Annotated in this window: 16 protein-coding genes; 5 read left to right on the top strand and 11 right to left on the bottom strand. The window is 61.9% G+C overall.

The genetic code is table 11. From position 1 onward, the window contains the following. The first annotated feature begins 213 nt into the window (after positions 1-213). Positions 214-1,122, top strand: coding sequence for a LysR family transcriptional regulator (locus tag LT42_RS02865; RefSeq protein ID WP_037009778.1), 909 nt, complete (start codon positions 214-216; stop codon positions 1,120-1,122). A gap of 177 nt (positions 1,123-1,299) precedes the next feature. On the opposite strand, the gene LT42_RS02860 is transcribed toward LT42_RS02865, so the two are convergent. Continuing rightward, entirely contained in the window at positions 1,300-2,589 is a 1,290-nt protein-coding gene (locus tag LT42_RS02860; protein ID WP_052075001.1) for an MFS transporter, read from the bottom strand. Positions 2,590-2,926: 337 nt separating this feature from the next. On the opposite strand from LT42_RS02860, the gene LT42_RS02855 reads away from it, so the two are divergent. Beyond that, positions 2,927-3,970, top strand: coding sequence for a mannonate dehydratase (locus tag LT42_RS02855; RefSeq protein WP_037009775.1), 1,044 nt, complete (start codon positions 2,927-2,929; stop codon positions 3,968-3,970). 416 nt (positions 3,971-4,386) lie between these two features. Here the strand turns inward: LT42_RS02855 and LT42_RS02850 are convergent, their stop codons facing one another. From LT42_RS02850 to LT42_RS02840, 3 genes are all read right to left on the bottom strand, one after another. Beyond that, positions 4,387-5,094: a FadR/GntR family transcriptional regulator gene (locus LT42_RS02850; protein WP_037009772.1), complete on the bottom strand. Its 708-nt coding sequence runs from the start codon at positions 5,092-5,094 to the stop codon at positions 4,387-4,389. Between the two features lie 225 nt (positions 5,095-5,319). Further along, the gene (locus LT42_RS02845) at positions 5,320-6,450 is read right to left on the bottom strand and encodes a mannitol dehydrogenase family protein (RefSeq protein ID WP_037009770.1); all 1,131 of its coding nucleotides are present in this window, start codon (positions 6,448-6,450) and stop codon (positions 5,320-5,322) included. An 11-nt stretch (positions 6,451-6,461) separates the two neighbouring features. Further along, positions 6,462-7,472 carry a zinc-binding alcohol dehydrogenase family protein gene (locus LT42_RS02840; RefSeq protein ID WP_037009768.1) on the bottom strand — a complete coding sequence of 337 codons (1,011 nt, stop codon included), beginning with the start codon at positions 7,470-7,472 and terminating at the stop codon, positions 6,462-6,464. A 287-nt stretch (positions 7,473-7,759) separates the two neighbouring features. Between LT42_RS02840 and LT42_RS02830 the strand changes: the two genes are divergently transcribed. Then, positions 7,760-8,161 (top strand): hypothetical protein, encoded by a 402-nt coding sequence (locus LT42_RS02830; RefSeq protein ID WP_208855882.1) that lies wholly within the window; start codon positions 7,760-7,762, stop codon positions 8,159-8,161. Positions 8,162-8,269: 108 nt separating this feature from the next. Here LT42_RS02830 and LT42_RS02825 read toward each other — a convergent pair whose 3' ends face one another. Continuing rightward, on the bottom strand, positions 8,270-9,121 hold the full coding sequence (locus tag LT42_RS02825) for an urea carboxylase-associated family protein (RefSeq protein WP_037009763.1): 852 nt from the start codon (positions 9,119-9,121) through the stop codon (positions 8,270-8,272). A gap of 224 nt (positions 9,122-9,345) precedes the next feature. Here LT42_RS02825 and LT42_RS02820 point away from each other — a divergent pair, with 224 nt between their 5' ends. Next, positions 9,346-10,371, top strand: coding sequence for a LacI family DNA-binding transcriptional regulator (locus tag LT42_RS02820; protein ID WP_037009761.1), 1,026 nt, complete (start codon positions 9,346-9,348; stop codon positions 10,369-10,371). 60 nt (positions 10,372-10,431) lie between these two features. After that, positions 10,432-11,430, top strand: a complete 999-nt coding sequence (iolG, locus tag LT42_RS02815; protein WP_037009758.1) for an inositol 2-dehydrogenase — start codon at positions 10,432-10,434, stop codon at positions 11,428-11,430. A 380-nt stretch (positions 11,431-11,810) separates the two neighbouring features. Here iolG and LT42_RS02810 read toward each other — a convergent pair whose 3' ends face one another. The 6 genes from LT42_RS02810 to LT42_RS02785 all read right to left on the bottom strand — a co-directional run bounded on the left by LT42_RS02810 (position 11,811) and on the right by LT42_RS02785 (position 19,125). Beyond that, on the bottom strand, positions 11,811-14,912 hold the full coding sequence (locus tag LT42_RS02810) for an error-prone DNA polymerase (RefSeq protein WP_037009756.1): 3,102 nt from the start codon (positions 14,910-14,912) through the stop codon (positions 11,811-11,813). Then, positions 14,909-16,336: a Y-family DNA polymerase gene (locus LT42_RS02805; protein ID WP_037009755.1), complete on the bottom strand. Its 1,428-nt coding sequence runs from the start codon at positions 16,334-16,336 to the stop codon at positions 14,909-14,911. Before LT42_RS02805 ends, LT42_RS02810 begins: the two co-directional genes overlap by 4 nt. Before the next feature lie 7 nt (positions 16,337-16,343). Next, positions 16,344-16,961: a translesion DNA synthesis-associated protein ImuA gene (gene imuA / locus LT42_RS02800; protein ID WP_037012839.1), complete on the bottom strand. Its 618-nt coding sequence runs from the start codon at positions 16,959-16,961 to the stop codon at positions 16,344-16,346. Beyond that, positions 16,961-17,578, bottom strand: a complete 618-nt coding sequence (gene lexA / locus LT42_RS02795; RefSeq protein ID WP_037009754.1) for a transcriptional repressor LexA — start codon at positions 17,576-17,578, stop codon at positions 16,961-16,963. Before lexA ends, imuA begins: the two co-directional genes overlap by 1 nt. A gap of 119 nt (positions 17,579-17,697) precedes the next feature. Continuing rightward, the gene (locus tag LT42_RS02790; protein ID WP_037009752.1) at positions 17,698-18,501 is read right to left on the bottom strand and encodes an isocitrate lyase/PEP mutase family protein; all 804 of its coding nucleotides are present in this window, start codon (positions 18,499-18,501) and stop codon (positions 17,698-17,700) included. Positions 18,502-18,594: 93 nt separating this feature from the next. Further along, entirely contained in the window at positions 18,595-19,125 is a 531-nt protein-coding gene (locus LT42_RS02785) for a methylated-DNA--[protein]-cysteine S-methyltransferase (RefSeq protein ID WP_052074999.1), read from the bottom strand. Positions 19,126-19,139: the final 14 nt, after the last annotated feature.

Genomic DNA, 19,139 nt, shown 5'->3' with positions numbered 1-19,139 from the left:
AAACGTGACGTTTTACCTTCGCGGCGGCGCGGGCCAGTACGGCGGGATCAGCGGAGCTGTTGAGCTCACTGGAGGGAACTGTGTTCAAGGCGCGACTCCCGGTCTTTGTATTTTTTGTGGGATGAGCAAATTAAAGCCTGCCCGGATGATGGACCGCTGCCATTGTTGCCGTCTAATCTAGATTGACTGTCGATTGATACCGGGAATGGATCAATGTTTGAGCTAGCCCAGTTGCGCTGCTTCACCACCGTCGCCACCGAACTCAACTTTCGCAGGGCAGCGGAACGCCTGAATATGACCCAGCCACCGCTGAGCCGGCAGATCCAGCTCCTTGAGCATTCGCTTGGTGTCCAGTTGTTCACCCGCAATACCCGCAGCGTTGCGTTGACGGCAGCAGGTCGGGCGTTTTTCATCGAAGCGCAGACTCTGCTCGAACGCGCGCATCAGGCGGCCATTGCTGCCAGACGCTTTGCCGAAGGTGACATCGGCTCGGTGACCATCAGCTTTGTCGGCAGCGCGGTGTACGAATTTTTACCGCGGGTCATCGCCGAAGCGCGGCAGAACCAGCCCCACGTCAAGATTTCCCTGACCGAGCTCAACACCTATCAGCAACACGAAGCCCTGCGCGCGCGGCGCATCGACCTGGGCATCGTGCGGGCGCCGTTGCTGCAGCCCGGTTATGAAACCGAGTGCCTGGTGCGCGAACCGTTTGTGCTTGCCGTGCCCAGTCAGCATCCGCTGGCGAGTGCCACGACTGTCAGCGTCCAGGACCTCGACGCTCAGCCGTTCCTGATGTATTCGCATTCGGCGTACCCGCCCTTCAACGAACTGCTCACCGGCATGTTTCGCTCGGCGCAGGTCGCGCCCGAGTATGTGCAATGGCTGGGGTCCTCGTTGACCATTCTGGCGCTGGTCAATGCGGGCATGGGCCTGGCGCTGGTGCCGCGCTGCGCCACCAATGTGGTGTTCAAAGGCGTCACGTTCCGTGACATCGATTTGGGCGAAGGGGTGCAGAGCGAGCTGCACCTGGTATGGCGCTCGGACAACGACAACCCGGCGTGCAGGATGCTGCTGGAGGCCATACGTGCAGCGGTCAAAGCCGAAGCGCGCGCCGCACAGTAGGACCGGCTTCAGCCGGGAAAGCGTCAGCGGGCACACCGCGAAAATAACGGTGCCCGCACGGGCCTCTTCCCGGCTAAAGCCAGTCCTACAAGTCGTGCGCAAACTGTAGGACCGGCTTCAGCCGGGAAGGCGTCGGTGGTCACACCGCAAAAGTGATGCCCGCATGCGGTTCAACACTCAGATGCGCTGAACCACCACTGGCGCATCTACAGCCGCAGCATCCTCCGGCGTGGTCGAAAACGGTTCGATCTTGCCAACGATGAACAGGTAGCTGAACGCGCCGAGTAAGGCAAACGCCCCCGCAGTCATTAACGGCGCGGTAAACGAGCCGTTGCCGATCACCAGCATGAAGCCGGTAAACGTGGTGATAAAAATACCGGCCGTGTTGGACGCGAAGTTCTGGATACCGCCAATCGAGGCCACGTGGGCCGGGGTCGGTGCCACGTCAGCGGGCAGGCACCAGATGCTCGCGCCGGCAAATGCCAGGCTCGCATACGCCAGGCTGAAGAATCCGAGCATCGCGTAGGTACTTTCGGTGAACACCGAAAGTGAAATGCTTGAGGACATCAGCATGCCGCCGACGATGCAGGTCTTGCGCGCTGCAGTGAGGCTCCACCCTCGGCGGTATAACGCGTCGGAGGTGAGCCCACCGATCCAGCCACCGACGATGGACGCGACAGCGGGAATGGTGCCCAGTGTCCCAAGGGATTTCAGCGAAAAGCCGCGCTCGGTCACCAGGTAGGTCGGGAACCAGGTGATGAAAAAGTAGATCACGAAGTTCAGGCAGAAGAAGCCCAGCATCATTCCCCAGAGAGTGCGGTGGCGGAACAGCGACGCCCATTTGACTTTGGGTCGTGCGGCCAGGGTCGCCGCCTTGCCCGCTTCGTGCTGCTCGATGGCGGCCACGGCCTGGGGTTCCTTGTAGATCAGGAACCAGCCCACTACCCAGATCAGGCCCACCGCGCCCGTGATGACGAACGACGCGCGCCAGCCCCAGAATTCAATGATCAACGCCACCAGCGGGATAGACAGCGCCGACCCGACCCGTGAGCCGCTGTCGAAGATGCTGGTGGCAAAGCCGCGTTCCTTGATGTCGAACCATTGGCTGACGATTTTCGCGCAAGACGGATAGGCACCGGCTTCCCCGACGCCGAGCATCAGTCGGCAGCCGAACATCGCTGCCAGGCTGCTGGCCGCCGCGGTGGCTGCCGTGAACAGTGACCACCAGGCCACGGCCAATGGCAAGGCGATGCGTGCGCCGACCTTGTCGACGAACCAGCCAAACGGCATTTGCATGAGTGCGTAGGTCCAGAAGAAACCGCTGAGCAGCAGGCCCATTTGCCCTGAGCCCAGGCCGAGCTCTTTCTGGATGTAGGGGGCGGCAACCGCGAGGTTGGCCCTGTCGATGTAGTTGATGGCCACCGCGAGGAAGCACAGAAAAATTACCAACCAGCGCCCTTTCTGCATGGCGAGTCCTCCTAATTATTTTTATGAGTAAGACGTCGTTACCGCTTCGCATAGCGCCCGGCGCTTGATTCACGGGCAGGAAATCGGTGAAAAACCACTCCACCCCGCCCCGCTGAATTGGCCTGACCAAATATCCGAATGCAGCCGATACTAGACCCGGATTCCGGGTTAGGGAAATCGAAAAGCCGATTTAATTGCGGTTTTATCGCTGAGCGGTCGGGATTTGCATATTTTGGCCTGACCAATCTATGCTGCTTCGCAACCCGGTTCGGGCCGTTGGCCGTTCTTCCGGCCTGGGCTTTGAGCGGTAGGCGCACATAACAACAAGGACCCTGCGATGAAGATGACCTTCCGGTGGTACGGCGACAGCGACCCCGTCACCCTGCCCTACATCCGCCAGATCCCCGGCATGACCGGCGTGGTTTCCGCGATTTACGACATCCCCGTGGGCGAGGTCTGGCCGCTGGAAAAGATTGCCGCCCTCAAGGCCACGGTCAACGCCCACGGGCTTGACCTGGAGGTCATTGAGAGCGTGCCGGTCCATGAGGACATCAAGCGCGGCCTGCCGAGCCGCGATCAGTTGATCGACAACTACGGGCAGACACTGCGCAATCTGGCGGCCTGCGGAATCAAGGTGGTGTGCTACAACTTCATGCCGGTGTTCGACTGGACCCGATCGACTCTGGCCATGGAGCTGCCGGACGGCTCGACCACGCTGGCGTTTGACGTGGCGGTCATCGAACAGGCGAACCTGGACAACGGCATCAGCCTGCCGGGCTGGGACGTCAGTTATGAACCCGAAATCCTTCGGTCGCTGATCAGCGAATACGCCCAGGTTGACGAAGGCACGCTGCGCGAACGGCTGGCGTATTTCCTGGAGCGGATCATTCCGATGGCAAAAGATGCGGGCATCAAGATGGCCCTGCACCCGGATGACCCGCCGCGCTCGATGTTCGGCATGCCGCGGGTGGTGAAGAACCGTGAGGACCTCGCGCAGATCCTCGCCATGGTCGACGACCCGGCCAACGGCCTGACGCTGTGCTCAGGCTCCCTCGGCGCCGACCTGGGCAACGACATCCCGTCGCTGGTGCGGGAGTTTGGCGGACAGGGCCGTATCCATTTCGCCCATTTGCGCAACGTGAAGGTCAACGAAGCGGGTGATTTCTACGAGACCGCCCACCGCTCCGAGGATGGATCGCTGGACATGGCCGAGATCGTCAAGGCGTACGTCGAGACCGGTTTCGAAGGCTATTACCGTCCCGATCACGGCCGCATGATCTGGGGCGAGACCGGCAGGCCAGGCTACGGTCTCTACGACCGCGCGCTGGGGGCTGTGTATCTGAACGGTCTTTGGGAAGGCATACGCAAGACGATGGGGTGATGGGTCAGCTTCGAGCTTCAAGCTTCTAGCCTCAAGCCTCAAGCTAATCGCGTCTTACCAGCACACCGCAAAACCTGTAGGAGCGCGCTTGCCCGCGAAGACTGCCGTGAAGACGCTACAACTGCGGCGGATGTACCAACGCGTTCGCGGGCAAGCGCGCTCCTACACCGGCGTTCCGCGCGAATCTCGTGGCAGGTTCAACAACGCCAGACCGCGTGGGCGTGGGCATGCCTGCACACCGCAAAACCTGTAGGAGCGCGCTTGCCCGCGAAGACGGCCGTGAAGACGCTACAACTGCAGCAGATGTACCAACGCGTTCGCGGGCAAGCGCGCTCCTACAAGGGTTAGGATGAATGCGTGCAGAACTGGGTGACGCCTGTTTGCGACGTAACCGCAACGGCGCAACAACTGACCGCCTACCGTAACTCTGCATCCATGCCATCCAGCCAGCGCGCTTCGGATCTGCGCAGGTGCTCACGCATCGCGGTCTGGGCACCGATCAGGTCGCGGGTTTGGACGGCGTGCAGGATGGCCTCGTGTTCGGCCACGGCCATGGCCCAGGTTTCGCGGGTTTCGGAGTGCTCGCTGACGTGTGCAGTAAGCGGGCTGTAACGCTCTTCGAAGAGCGAGGTGATAATCCGCACCAGCGTCGAATTACCGCTCATCTTCGCCAGCCGCTGGTGGAATTTGCGATCGTCGTCCAGCGCCGGAACGCCTTTGAGCGCGCCTTCGCGCATCTTGTCGATGCAGGCCTGCAGGTATTTGTAATCGGCTTTGCTGCCGTGCAGGCAGGCCAGCATGACGCTCTCGCCCTCGATCAGGGCTCGGGCCTGCATCAGTTCCGAGGGGCTTTCGCCCAGCGTGCGGGTCTTGCCTTTGACGCCCAGCAGATGCTCACAAACGTAGATGCCGGAGCCCATGCGGATCTCGACACTGCCTTCGATTTCCAGAGCAATCAACGCCTCGCGCAAGGAAGGCCGCGAGACCCCAAGCAACTGCGCCAGATCCCGCTCGGGCGGTAGCCGCGCGCCCGGTACGATGCCGTTCTTGCGGATGTGCTCGCGCAGTCGGTCGGCGATTACCTGGTAAAGGCGGCGTTCGGGTGCAGAGCTTGGCGCAGTCATCAATCACGTTCCGTCAGAATGCGCCGGAGAATATCACAGGCATTGGAATGCCCTGTGGCGTGGCTATGGCGTGAATCATCACTGGACGCACGCAGTGCTTTGGTGGGACCGGCTTCAGCCGGGAAGACGACGGTAATCTTGACCCTCAATTTTGGATTGTAGCCACAGACGCCTTCCCGGCTGAAGCCGGTCCCACTGTTTACGGCGCGGTGTGTCGGGTGGGAATCAAGCGGCCAACGCCCCCTTGAGCAGCGGCTGTTCCAGACCCGCAATCCCCCGCCCCATCTCCACCACCGGCAAGAACCTGCGGCGTTTTTTCTCGTCGTGGTTCTGGGCGATGTCAGCGATACGATGCTGCAGAAACGGATTGAGAAAGCGGTCGCGGACGCTCGCCAGATATTCATGCGCCTGGGCAAGTTGCCCCTTGGCAGCGAACACCGGCAGTACTTCACGCTCCCAGAGCTGTTCCAGACTCTCGCGCAGCTGCGGATCGCTCATTGCCTCGAACACCGTTTCGTCCGGCGCGCGCCGCCCCTGTAGCCACCGCTCGGCCAGCCAGGTGTGGCCCAGGTTAAGCATGAACAGTTTGAATTGCTCGTACTGCTCAAGCTGATCGGTCACCACCATGCACGGATGCGTGCAAGGCAGCACCAGTCCGGCCTGCCGTTCAATGGCCCAGATCGCATAGGGCTCGGCGATGGCGCCGACCGGTTCGATGGGCTGCGAAACGATCCGGTCGACCAGAGAATTCGCCCAGCGACAGGTATCGCGCAGGTAGTCAGCGAAGCCCGGGGCCAGATCCCACTGCACCGCCAGTCCCATGATCAGATCGCGCAACACGTCACCATTGCGCGACACCAGTTCGCAGGGAAACAGCGACAGCGGTGCAGCGGGGTTCGCCAGCCAGCGGTCGTGGAGCAGCACCAGCAATTTGGCCGGAAAACTGCGCGGCGTCGGCGCATCGGCGGCCAGGCATGCCGGCGTATCCGCAGTGTCCAGCACATAGCCCTTGTCACCGGTATTGGAGATCACCACCTGCACGTCATAGCGAATCGCCTGACGAATCAGTGGCCAGTCAGGCCCGGCATGCAGCGCACCGGCAATGGCCGTGGACCAATACTCTTCGTCGACACTGCGGCCGTTTTCTGCGCCCTGAATGCGCACCGGATAGCCCGCCCCGCAAGCCAGCGCCTGCACGCGCCGAGCGCTGTCAGCACTGTCGGTGGTTTGCACCACAGTGACCTGTCCCAAGGCTTCGCCTTTCTCCAGAGCCTGAGAGATGAACAAATCGGCATGAGCCTGAAGAAAGCGGCTGGTGCCAAATTGCAGAATTGGCGTGAACGAGCTTGCCTGCATGCACCCTCCTCCTAGCATTCGACGATGGCTTTGACCACGCGCTGAGCGGGGTCGAGCAAGGACGTGAAGCGCTCGGTGACTTCGCTCAGGGTCATGCGGTGGGTGTTGAGAGCAGCGTCCGGTATCAAGCCGTCGCGCAGGCATTGTTCGACGTAGCGAAAATCCTCGACGGTGGCGTTGCGGCTGCCCATCAACGTCGCTTCGCGCTTGTGAAATTCGGGATCGGAAAAGCTGATGGTGTCGCGCACGATCGAGACCAGCACGTATTTACCGCCGTGGGCGATGAACTCGAAACCGCGCTCCATGGCCTTGGCATTGCCGGTGGCGTCGTACACCACGTCGAAAAACTCGCCTTGGGTGAGCTGATCGAGCTGCTGCTTGTCGTCCTCGCCAATCAGCACGGCAGAGTCGATTTGCAGATTTTGTTTGCAGAACGCCAGTCGATCTTCACGAGTGTCGAGGACGGTGACTTTCGCACCGCGCAGGCTTGAGAAGATAGCAACGGCCATGCCGATCGGACCGGTGCCGACCACCAGCGCGCGCTGGCCTGGCTGTACGTCGGAGCGGCGCACCGCATGGGCACCAATCGACAGGAATTCGATCATGGCAGCCTGATCCAGCGTCACCCCTTCGGCTTTGAGCACGAACCCGTGAGGAAGGCTCAGATACTCGGTGAACGCGCCGTCGCGATGAACACCGAGCACTTGAATGCGTACGCAACAGTTGGTTTTGCCCTGGCGACAAGCGATGCAGTCGCCACATGAAAGATAAGGCATGACGTACACCACGTCGCCGGGTTCCAGCCCGCTGCCCGCCTCGCTTTGCTCGACGATGCCGGAAAACTCGTGCCCCATCACCCGAGGGTATTCGAGGAACGGCTGGTTGCCGTTGAAAATGTGCAAGTCAGTGCCGCAGACGCCGACGCGTTTGATGCGGACCAGCGTTTCGCCAGGAGCGCGTTCGGGTTTCGGACGATCAAGGGCCAGCAATGAACCGGGTTTTTCGCAGACGACGGTGAGCATCTTCATTCTCCAGACCAGGCACGCCGGTGCTTTGAGAGGGCCAAAGCCGCTGACGCAGGGCAGTGATCTTGTTGTTGTTAAGGTGATGGACGGATTCTGGAGGCGCGGATTCATGCCGGGGTGGCAGCTCCGGGGCCGTGGGAAAAAACTACACAGGCGCCTCGGTATTGGCAAGACCAATTACATATTCGCCAATCTGGCCTGACCACATCTGCAGCTTCGCCGGCGTCTCCCCGACACGACTGAGCGCTGTAAATCCCGTGAGCCCGTGGTTATGATCGGAACCCATGACTGCCCCATTGCCGATCCGCTCCCCTTGCCCGCCCGGCGCCTGTAAATGCGACCGCGACCGGCTGTTGGCGCTTGACGGGGCTGACCTGCGGATCCTTTGCCTCACCCGCCAGGAAGAAAAGCGCCTGATCGAGCGGCTGGAGAACATCACCACCCTGGAAGATCTGCAGCACCTGCAACGGCGGATGTACGAGCAGCTTGGCATCCGCCTCGACATCGCCCCCGGCTTCAATGAAGTGCGCAGCATGCGCGGCATGCTCATCGAGATTGCCGAGCTGCCCGGCATGTGTCGCAAAACCCGGGCGGCCATTCCCGCAGCCATTCGCCGCGGGCTGGAAAAGCAGCCTGACATCGCCTGGCGCCTGCTCAACGCCCATGACCTGCTACGCGATGCGTGACGCTGATGCCCGTGGCGCTAATGGCTGATGGTCAACGCTGAAGACTGATGGTTGGCGCTGAGAATTGATGCGTGGCGCCTGACAGCCCATCAGCCCCGACAGTCAGCGCTACTGCTCCCACGGCGCCTTGTCGATTTTCAGCCCGTGCAGGCCGTTGTAGGCGGCGCGTTTGGGCGGTTCCCAGCCCTGCAGCAACTGGGCGTCGACATCATAAATTTCGACCCCCAACGGGCGGCACACACTCAGCGGATCCTGCGCGTCCGGGCCCCACATCGGCAGGGAAAGGTCGCCGCCCGGGCAGGTGGACAATGCGCACAGCAGGTCGATCTCGGCGAAGAACTCCAGATAATCCCCTTGTTTGGCCGGGCATGCCTTCATGAAATACATGTCGTCGTGATTCAGGCCGGTGCACTGGAAGATGTTCAGCACGTCGTGCACATCGAACTCGGTCAGGCCGTGGGGCAGCACGGCGCGGGTGAGGTTTGAATGGCAATGGTGATGGAAGTCCTCGCCGGTCAGCATCTTGTTGACGTAGGGGTCGCATCGCGTGCCGAGCAGGTCATGCAAGCGTCCGCCGTGTTCATCGATGCCGTAGCTGGCGAGGCTGTCGTCGGTGATCGTGACCATGGGGCGCAGGAACGGCAGGTTCGACCACAGCCGGTCATTGACCGTGACATGAGCGCCCTGCAGTTGCCGGGTGCGTGCGGCCCACATACGCTCTCGGGGGTCGTGGGCATTCCAGACATTGAAGTCGCCAACCTGCGGACCCGCTGGCGTGGTCACGCGGAACACTTGGCCGGCGTTGACCTTCCACGCGCGCCCGGTGCGAATCGGCACCTCAAACTGTTCGACCAGCGTGCGCTGCTCCCGTGATTCGCGAATGCGCTGGTAAAACGCCGTATCGACCTGCAAAGCGGCGCCTTTGCTGACCTGGTAAGCAGCGGGATAGTCTTTGTACATGCTTGCTCCTGATTCGAATGTTGATCACACACCTCAGCGTGAACCCGCAGCACAGGCCGTGCCAGCCATGGCAAGGAACCAAAACACCCGTCATACGACTCGGCTATTTAGAATTTAATTTCCATATTTACATCCGATAGAACAGCGACTAGCATTGCGCCAGCCTCATACAGGCCCCGAATCGACCTCAACAAGACCTCACCCAGAGGCTCAAGGGGATTCACATGCTCGACCGCGCCAGACGTTTTTCCATCAAACAGATCGCCACTCAGGCCGGCGTGAGCAAGGCCACGGTCGATCGCGTGCTGCATGAGCGCGGCAGCGTGCATTACCAGACCCACCGGCGTATTCACCAGGCGCTCGAAGAGCTCGAAGCTCAGGAAAAGTCTGGCCCTGCGGTGGGGCGCACCTTCCATATCGACATCATCCTGCACACGCCCAAACGCTTTAGCGATGCAGTCCAGAAGGCCATCCACGCACAGCTGGGCAGCCTCGCCCCATTCCGGGTTTTCCCCAGATTTCATCTTTACGAAGACATTGACTCGCAGCAGATGCACGAGTTGATCCTGCGCTGCGTGGGCAAAGGCAGTCAGGGCCTGATCGTCAAGGCCGCAGATGAATTGCCCATCAACGAAGCCGTCAACCAGGCCATGGCCGCAGGTGTGCCAGTGGTGACGTTTGTTTCCGATCTGCCCCAGAGTGAGCGCATTGGTTACATCGGCATGGACAACCGCACGGCCGGGCAAACCGCGGCCTATCTGATGGCCCGCTGGCTCGACGACACGGCGCAGGACGTTGCGGTGGTCATCAGCAGTGAGCTGTTTCGCGGCGAGGAAGAGCGCGAAATGGGTTTCCGCACCTGGCTGCGCAGCCGCGCACCGCATCTGCGGGTCGTGGACATCACCGGCGGGTTCGGGGTGCATGAGCCGACCCTGGAAAAAGTCACCCGCGCACTGCAGGACAATCCGTCGATCAAGGCGATCTACAGCGTCGGTGGCGGTAACCGCGCCATTGTCGAGGCATTCGCGGCCCTTCAGCGTCCTCTCGATGTGCTTATCGGCCACGACCTCGACGCGGAAAACCGCGAACTGCTGGCGCAGGAAAAGATTGCCGCGATCATTGATCACAACCTGCAAGCCGATGCCCGCAATGCGTTCCTGCACATTCTGCAGTTTCACCGTTTGTGGAAAGCAGTGCCCATTCCGGTTTCCCACGTTCAGGTGGTCACGCCGTTCAATCTGAATCACTAAGATGTGCCGCCTCACCGTTCCGCCGAAATTTCATAACAACAATTCCAGGAGATGCACCTCATGCTACGCATTGCTGTCCTCGGCGCAGGCCGTATCGCCAACATTCATGCTGCCAACGTGGCGGCCAATCCGGACGTGCGCCTGTCGGTGATCGCCGATCCCTGGCGCGAAGGAGTCGACACGCTTGCAAGCAAACTGGGCTGCGCCGCTGCTTACGATTGCGCCGAGGCAATCGCCCGCGACGACGTCGATGCGCTGGTGATCGGCACGCCGACCGATACCCATATCGACCTGATGCTGCGCGCCGTCAAACTGGGTAAGCCGGTGCTGTGCGAAAAGCCCATCGACCTGGACTTCGCCAAGGCGGCCCGAGCGGTGGAGGATATCGAACGCCTGAACGGCAAGGTGATGCTGGGCTTCAATCGGCGCTTCGACCCGGACACGTTGCAGCTGCGCAAAGCCATTGCCCGCGGCGACATTGGCGAGGTGCGCCAGGTGGTGATCACCAGCCGCGACCCCGGCTTGGCGCCGGTGGAATACCTCACCCACTCCGGCGGGATCTTTCGTGACATGACCATCCATGACTTCGACACCGCGCGCACCCTGCTCGGCGAAGAGCCGGTCGAAGTCTTTGCCATGGCCAGCCGGCTGGTGGAGCCGGCGCTGGCACAGATCGACGACTATGACAGCGTGATGGTTTTGCTGCGCACCGCCTCGGGCAAGCAGTGCCACATCAATTGCTGCCGCGAGGCCGTCTACGGCTACGACCAGCGACTGGAGGTGTTCGGCGCCAAGGGCATGATCCTGAACGACAACCATCGCCCGAGCACCGTGCGCACCTACAGCGCTACCCAAACCGAAGTGCGCGATCCGCTGGAAAACTTTTTCCTGGAGCGCTATGCCGATTCTTATCGCATCGAGCTGAACCAGTTCATTGAAGCAGTGCGCGCCAACGCGCCGCTGCCAACCACTGCGCGTGACGGTTTACGTGCATTGCACCTGGCCAACTGCGCCATCGAATCCATCAAAACCGGGCGGGCGGTAAAGGTGGAGATCTAAGCTCAGCATTTCGCGGGCAAGCGCGCTCCTGCAGGCGAAGCAGCCTCATCTGGCCTGTAGGAGCCGGCTTGCTGGCGAACCGGCAATCTCGGTCGCCCATTTCGCGGGCAAGCGCGCTCCTGCAGGCGAAGCAGCCTCATCTGGCCTGTAGGAGCCGGCTTGCTGGCGAACCGGCAGTCTCGGTCGCCCATTTCGCGGGCAAGCGCGCTCCTGCAGGCGAGGCAATCTCATCTGGCCTGTAGGAGCCGGCTTGCTGGCGAACCGGCAATCTCGGTCGCCCATTTCGCGGGCAAGCGCGTTCCTACAGTTTGCGCAACGGTGCAGCGTCAGCCGGCTCCTATAGCTGGAATGGTTTGTCAGGTTCTGTTCAGCCCTGCGATTCATTTGAAATCGCGGCTGCGCACGTCCAGCCCGGTGAGCATGGGGGTCAGGTCGAACAGGCGCTGGGCAATGACGTGGCGGACGCCCTTCTGGAATTCGAACTTGCCGAACACCTGCATCAGCTGTGACCCCACCAATACTTTGCGCTGACGTTCGGCGAGGTCGCGCCATACCACCACGTTGATCATCCCGTGCTCGTCTTCGAGGGTCACGAAGGTCACGCCACTGGCCGTGCCTGGCCGCTGACGGCCAACGACAAGCCCGGCCACGCTGAAGCTTCGGCCATGCTCCTCATTCAGCAGGTCTTTGGAACTGCGAAAGCGTTTTGCAGCCAGTTTGTTGCGCAGCAGGGCCAACGGGTGCGGACCGAGGGTGGTGCCCAGGGTCTCGTAGTCCGCCACCAGGTCCTGGGCGACACTGGGCAAGGGCAACGCAACCTGGGCTTCTTCACCGAAACAGTCGTCGCCGAACAGCGGCCGTTGCATCTCCACGCCGGCGACTTCCCAGCGCGCCCGATGACGGTGCCCCACCAGACCGCGCAGCGCGCCCGAGTCGGCCAGAGAAGCACGCGCCCGGTTGTCCAGTTCGGCCCGCATGCACAAGTCGGTCACGTCCTTGAAATCCCGCACGCTGCGCGCCTTTTCGATGCGCCTGGCGTCTTCCTCGCGAAAGCCCCGAATCATGCGCATGCCCATGCGGATCGCCAGATTCTGGTTGTATCCGCGGCCGGCGACGGGTTCCAGTGAACAGTCCCAGTCGCTGTAACGCACGTCCACCGGATGCACGTCGATCTGGTGGCGGCGGGCGTCCTGCAATAACTGATCGGGGCTGTAGAAACCCATGGGCCAGCTGTTGATCAACGCGCAGGTGAAGGCTGCCGGCTCGTGGCATTTAAGCCAGCAACTGGCGTAGGTCAGAAGGGCAAAACTGGCCGCGTGGGACTCCGGGAATCCGTAGCTGCCGAAGCCTTTGATTTGCTCGAAAATGCGCACGATGAATTCGTCGGTATAACCCTTTTCCTTCATGCGTTCGCTGAGGCGTATACGATGAGGCTCCAGGCCGCCATGACGCTTCCAGGCCGCCATGGAACGGCGCAGCTGATCGGCCTCGCCGGGCGAGTAATCCGCGGCCACGATGGCCAGCTGCATGACCTGCTCCTGAAACAGCGGCACGCCCAACGTGCGCTCAAACACCGCCTTCAATTCATCGGAGGGATGGGTGACTTCCTCTTCACCGTTCTTGCGGCGCAGATAGGGATGGACCATACCGCCCTGAATCGGCCCCGGACGCACGATGGCCACTTCGATCACCAGGTCATAAAAGGTGTTGGGCTTCAGGCGCGGCAGCATCGACATCTGCGCACGTGATTCGATCTGGAACACACCGATGGTATCGGCCCGGGTAATCATGTCGTAGGTCGGTTTATCCTCCGCCGGGATGGTCGCGAGGGTCAGGTCGTAGCCGCGATAGCCTCTGACCAGATCGAAGGTGCGACGCAGCGCGCTGAGCATGCCCAGTGCCAGGATATCGACCTTGAGCAGGCCGACCAGATCAAGGTCGTCCTTGTCCCACTGAATGATCGTACGGTCGGCCATGGCGGCGTTTTCCACCGGCACCAGCGTCTCCAGCGGGTGTTCGGAAATCACGAACCCCCCGGGGTGCTGCGACAGGTGCCGGGGGAAACCGATCAACTCGCCGGTCAAGGTCAGGACCCTTCGCAGGATCGGGCTGTCGGGCTCGAAACCACACTCGCGCAGGCGTTCGGCAGGCGGCAGGTTGTCACTCCAGCGGCTGAAACAATCGGCCAGGGCGTTGATCTGGTCAGGCGGCAGGCCCAGCACTCGGGCTACGTCCCGGACCGCGCCTGCGCCGTGGTAAGTGCTGGCGACAGCCGTCAGCGCCGCCCTGCCCCGACCGTACCGACGGAAGATGTATTGCAGGACTTCCTCGCGTCGCTCGTGCTCAAAATCGACGTCGATGTCTGGCGGCTCGTCGCGCTCTTCGGAGATAAAACGCTCGAACAGCAGATTGCTTTTGGCAGGGTCCAGCTCGGTGATGCCCAGGGCAAAGCACACCGTCGAGTTGGCCGCCGAGCCACGGCCCTGACAGAGGATGTGTTGCTCGCGGGCAAAGCTGACGATGTCGTGGACCGTCAAAAAGTAACTTTCGTAGCGCTTGGCAGCGATGACCTTCAGCTCTTTTTCGATGTTGCTGCGAGCTACTTCCGGCACACCCTGAGGCCAGCGCCTGATTGCACCCTGCTCCGTCAAGTGCCTTAGCCAGCTGCTGGGCGACTGGTCGGGCGGCACCAATTCGTGAGGGTATTCGTAGCGCAGCTCGCTGAGGTCGAAGGTGCAGCGCCGGGCAATGTTCAGAGTTTCCGCCAACAGGCTGGCTGGATAGAGTCCATCCAGCACCGGCAGCGGTCGCAGATGTCGCTCGCCATTGGCAAACAAGCGATGCCCGGCTTCTGCCACCGTGGTGTGATGACGGACCGCGCTCATGGTGTCCTGCAACGCCCGGCGACCGCGGGCGTGCATGTGTACATCGCCACTGGCGACGGCCGGAATAGCCAGGGCTCTAGCCAGTTCCAGCAAAGCGTCCAACCGCTGGCGGTCGTCCGGACCGCAATGCAGCTCGACGCCGAGCCACAGGGTTTGCTTGAACACCCCACGCAGCCATTCGCCTTGCTCGCGCCGGGTTGCAGCGGTTTCATCCAGGTCGGGCAACCAAAGCGCCAAAAGTCCCGCGACTGGCTGCTGAAAGTCCTCGTGCAGCAACCGGTACTCACCTTTTTTGCTGCGCCTGCGGCCTTGGGTGATCAAGCGGCAAAGCGCCTGGTAACCCGCAAGATTCTCCACCAGCAATACGATTTTCGGGCCGCTTTCGACCGTGATCTCGCTGCCGATGATCAGCGGCAGGTCACACTCCTTTGCGGCCTGCCAGGCCCGGACGATGCCGGCCAAGGTACATTCATCGGTGATCGCCAGCGCTTGATAACCGTGAAGGGTGGCGCGCTCGAACAGCTCTTTGGCACTTGACGCACCCCGCTGAAAGCTGAAGTTCGACAGGCAGTGCAGTTCAGCGTATGCCCCGCTCATGCAAACCAGCCGTGCAGCAGCAAGTGGCTCTCGCCCACGCTGCGGAAGGCCCAGCCACGCTGGCCGCTGCGGGTTTCAATAAGGTAATAGTCGCGGCGGACATCCCCGCCATCCCACCAGCCCGACTCGATGCGTTCCGGCCCTGCCAGCACGCGCAAGCCGGGTTCGGTCAGGACTTCTGGCTCGGGCAACAACCAGCCCGGCCGGGGCACCTTGAGCATCAGGGCAGGCGGCTTGCTCGGACAGGCCGCCAGCGAGGCGCATTCGGGGCGGTGATCAGCATGGAACCCTAAACCGGCGACCGCTTCATCGCCAAGCCGCGCACGCAGACGTTCGCGCAGTTGCTCCCATGGCAGAGTCTGCTGGGGACGGTCATCGAACAGCTCCCGATGGGACGGCACAAAGGCTGGCAGGTCCCTGGCCTGAAGGCGCAAGGCATGCACCGGGGACGGCACCTCAACTTGCTCAAGACGACCGCGCGCCAGTTCGAAGAGCATGCTGGCTTCGCGCTCGGCGCTGAGCAGGCCCACGGGAATCTGAGTATCTGGCGCAACGCTGCCTACGCTCGGCACATGCTCCAGATGAATCACGAAGCGTTGCACCCCGCTGTCGCGCCCGGCCAGGAACACCGCCAGGTCAGCAATCATGCGCTTGAGGGGAAACAGCAGCGCCTGATGGGATTCGACGTCGAAGTTGAGCTCAATGCGTGTGTCGAAACGATCAGGCGGTACATAGCATTCCAGTGCCATGGGCCTGCGGCCGAACAGAGTGTCGAGGTGCTGAAGGACGTTGGCCGGGAAGCGCCGGGCCAACGTATCACGGGGCAGTGCCTGGACCTGCCGGACACGGTGCAGGCCCATGCGGGCCAGAGCCGTCGCCACTTCCGAGGGCAGGCCCACGCGATTCACCGGCATGTTCTCCAGCACGTCCTGCAACGCACCGGGGTCGGTGACCGCCAGGCCGTCGTGAGCATTGGCGAGCATGCGTGCCGCCAACGGATTGGGCGCTGCGACAATGCGGTGGGAAAAGCCCAGCTCGGTCAGTTCCTGACGCAGACGCGCTTCAAACACCGGCCATGGCCCGAACAAGCCAAAGCTCGACTCGACCTCCATCAGCAACACGCGAGGGTACTTGAGGCTGACATGGGAACTGAAACGGTACGCCCAGGCAGCCAGCAGACGATGCCAGCGTTCTGTTTCGTCAGGATCGTATTCGACGGTGGCGAACTCGCGGGTCATGGCATGGGCTGCCGTCAGCGACTGGCCTGGGCGCAGGCCCAGAGCGCGTGCCGCCGGGTTGACCGTCTGCAGCACCCGTCGCTGCGCCGTGCCGCTGATCAGCGCCAGGGGTTCTTCAGGGTTATCGCGGCGACGCATGACGCCGTCCAGCGCCAGCTGCGGCAAGAGGACACAAGCCCAGAGCATGGCAACCTCAAGCGTCAGCAGTGAACGGAACGGGTGAGGCAGGCGCCAGCCCACCGCGACACTTGAGCACGCGCAACTGGCTGGGGCGCGTATCGATGGCGATGCGCAACGCGGCCGGTGACGGATTGGCCGCCGCTTCATGGCCGCGGCAGGCGAAGGCAAGGGTCTCGCCGGTTTCGGCGGCCACCTGCAGGCGTCGCAAGGCGCGATCATCGACCTTGGTCGGCCAGCACAGCACCGCCCCGCAACTGCCCGAACGCAGGCACTGTTCCACTGCCCACAGTGCATCTCGCTCGCTGGCATGAATGATCGACAACTGTTTGAGGTCGATACCTGCCATCTGCCAAGCCTGGGCATAGGGTAAATAAGGGGGTGCGACCAGCACGATGCGCTCGCCACTGTCGGCAAGCCGGGCCAGTGTCGGCCACATCAGCCGCAACTCGCCACTGCCATTGGCCGGGATCAAAACTTCGGTCATCGCCGCAGGTGGCCAGCCGCCCATGGGCAGTGCGGCATCCAGAGCAGGATGCCCGGTGGGCTGGGCCGCAATGGAAGGAACCTGAGGACGTCCCTTCCAGACACGCCGCTCGTCCAGCAGCGCGTCGAGGCTGACCACCGCGCCCATCATTCCCGGCGCACCAGGCCACAGAAGACGCCCTCGATGGCGAAGTCCTGGTCAGGCCGTACGATGATCGGTTGATACGCCGGGTTGCGCGGCAGTAGCCGAAGCTGATCTGCGCCGAGCTCAAGACGCTTGATCGTTACTTCGCCGTCCAGCCGGGCGACGACAATCTGACCGTCGCGGGCTTCGGCACTTTGCAGGATGCCCACCAGATCGCCGTCGAAAATGCCGTCTTCAATCATCGAGTCACCATTGACCCGCAGAAGGTAATCCGGGACGCGCATGAAGGTACGGCTGTCGAGCGTAAACGTGTCGTGGGTATCGATGTCCGGCCCGATGGGCACGCCGGCTGCCACCCTGCCGAGGACAGGAATGTCGAGCATTTGGGCCCGCGGGCGTGCATCAATCAAGCGTATGCCGCGCGCCTGATTGGCGACTACTTCAATCAGACCGGCGTCGGTAAGCCCAATGATGTGCTTGCGAGCCACACTGCGAGAGGCAAAGCCAAAGGCCTCGCAAATCTCTGCGAGGCTGGGGGGCTGGCCATTGTGGGCGATGCGATCTCGGATGAAGGTGAGAATGGCAGCGCGTTTTGGGGATAGGTTCGTCATGGAGTACATTTGTACTCTTTCCGTTAAAACCTGGCTAGCACCTCTTGTCGATTGCGCCGTTCATTTTGTAACCGACGAGCGGCAACCCATGACGGCACCACCCCGCACCCAACAATCAATTCACCGGTTTATCGGCCAAACAGGGCCTGTATCTGAGGGTATGCCAGACTGGTTTCGATAACGGCTTCCGAGCGCCCGTCCTGCAAGAAACCGCGCGCCAGTTGTTCGGCCTGTCCCCATAACGTCTGTGCGATGCTGGACCTGGCACTCAATCGGCGCACGCCCAATTGCGCGAGCGCCTCGGCGTCGGGAAGTCCCTGGCGGGCCAATAGATTGATGGGCAGCCCTACACCGGCCACGATGGTTTTGATCTGCTCGATGTCCACCAACGCCGCCACAAACAGGCCGTCTGCACCGGCCTGTTGATAGAGCCGGCCGCGCTTGAGGGTTTCCTCCACGCGCATCTCATCCGCCACCAGTCCAGCCAGGTAGACGTCGGTGCGTGCATTGACAAAGACGTCCAGTCCATTGCGGGCAGCCATGCTTTTGATGGCCTCGATCTTGCGCGCCAACAACTCCGGCGCATCGGTGCCGTCCTCGATATTGATGCCCACCGCGCCGGCGTCGAGTACACGCTTGACGTGCTCCGCTACCGCCAGCGGATCGTCCGAGTAACCGTTTTCCAAGTCCACCGAGAGCGGCACCTTTATCAACCGGGCAATGCTGGCAGCAACGCTGACCGCGGACTCTATCGGGAACAGGCGTCCGTCAGCGTAACCCTGCGCCCAGGCGACGCCGGCGCTGGTGGTGGCGATCGCCGTTGCGCCCAGACTTTCGAACAGCCGGGCGCTGCCTGCGTCCCAGGCGTTGGGCAGGCGCAGAACGGTGGATTGATGGTGCAATGAACGAAATGTCTTAGCGGAACCGGCCATGATCATCTCCATGATAAGGGGTGGCGGTAACAGGTTTTTAGGGGGCCCTGATGTGAGCCATTACCGTGATTTAAGTCGGTCGGTCTAAAACAGTTAGCCCTGGGCCAGAGCGGCCTTGACCATGCTCTTGGGTCGGAGCGCCGGCTGGTAGCCTTCCAGTGACAGCAGCAGGAGTTTGGTGTCCAGACCGCCCGCAAAGCCCGTGAGCGCACCGGTACTGCCGATCACGCGGTGGCAAGGCGCAATGATCGAAATCGGGTTTCTGCCATTGGCGGCCCCGACCGCACGCACCGCAGTGGGGTTGCCAATCTGCACAGCAATATCCAGATAGCTGCGGGTCTCGCCGAATGGGATGCTGAGGAGCGCCTGCCACACCCGGCGCTGAAAATCGGTGCCATGAAACTCAAGCTCAAGCTCGAACGCCTGTCGACGTCCGGCAAAGTACTCACCGAGTTGCCGCTCGGCCTGATCAAGGATACCGCTGCCAGTGTCCTCATCCATCGGCCCCAATAACACCCGATTTGGGCGATCGTTTGGCCACAGCACGGCCGTCAGCCGAGGGCCTTTGGCAATCAGTCTGAGCTGCCCGACGGGAGATTCGATAAAGCGGTAGGTGAAGGTCATTAGTTCGCTCCTGC

Source organism: Pseudomonas lutea (assembly GCF_000759445.1).
In the GTDB taxonomy this organism is placed as follows: Bacteria; Pseudomonadota; Gammaproteobacteria; order Pseudomonadales; family Pseudomonadaceae; genus Aquipseudomonas; species Aquipseudomonas lutea.
The sequence above is the reverse complement of the archived record's forward strand: the minus strand, read 5'-3'. Positions and strand labels throughout refer to the sequence as shown.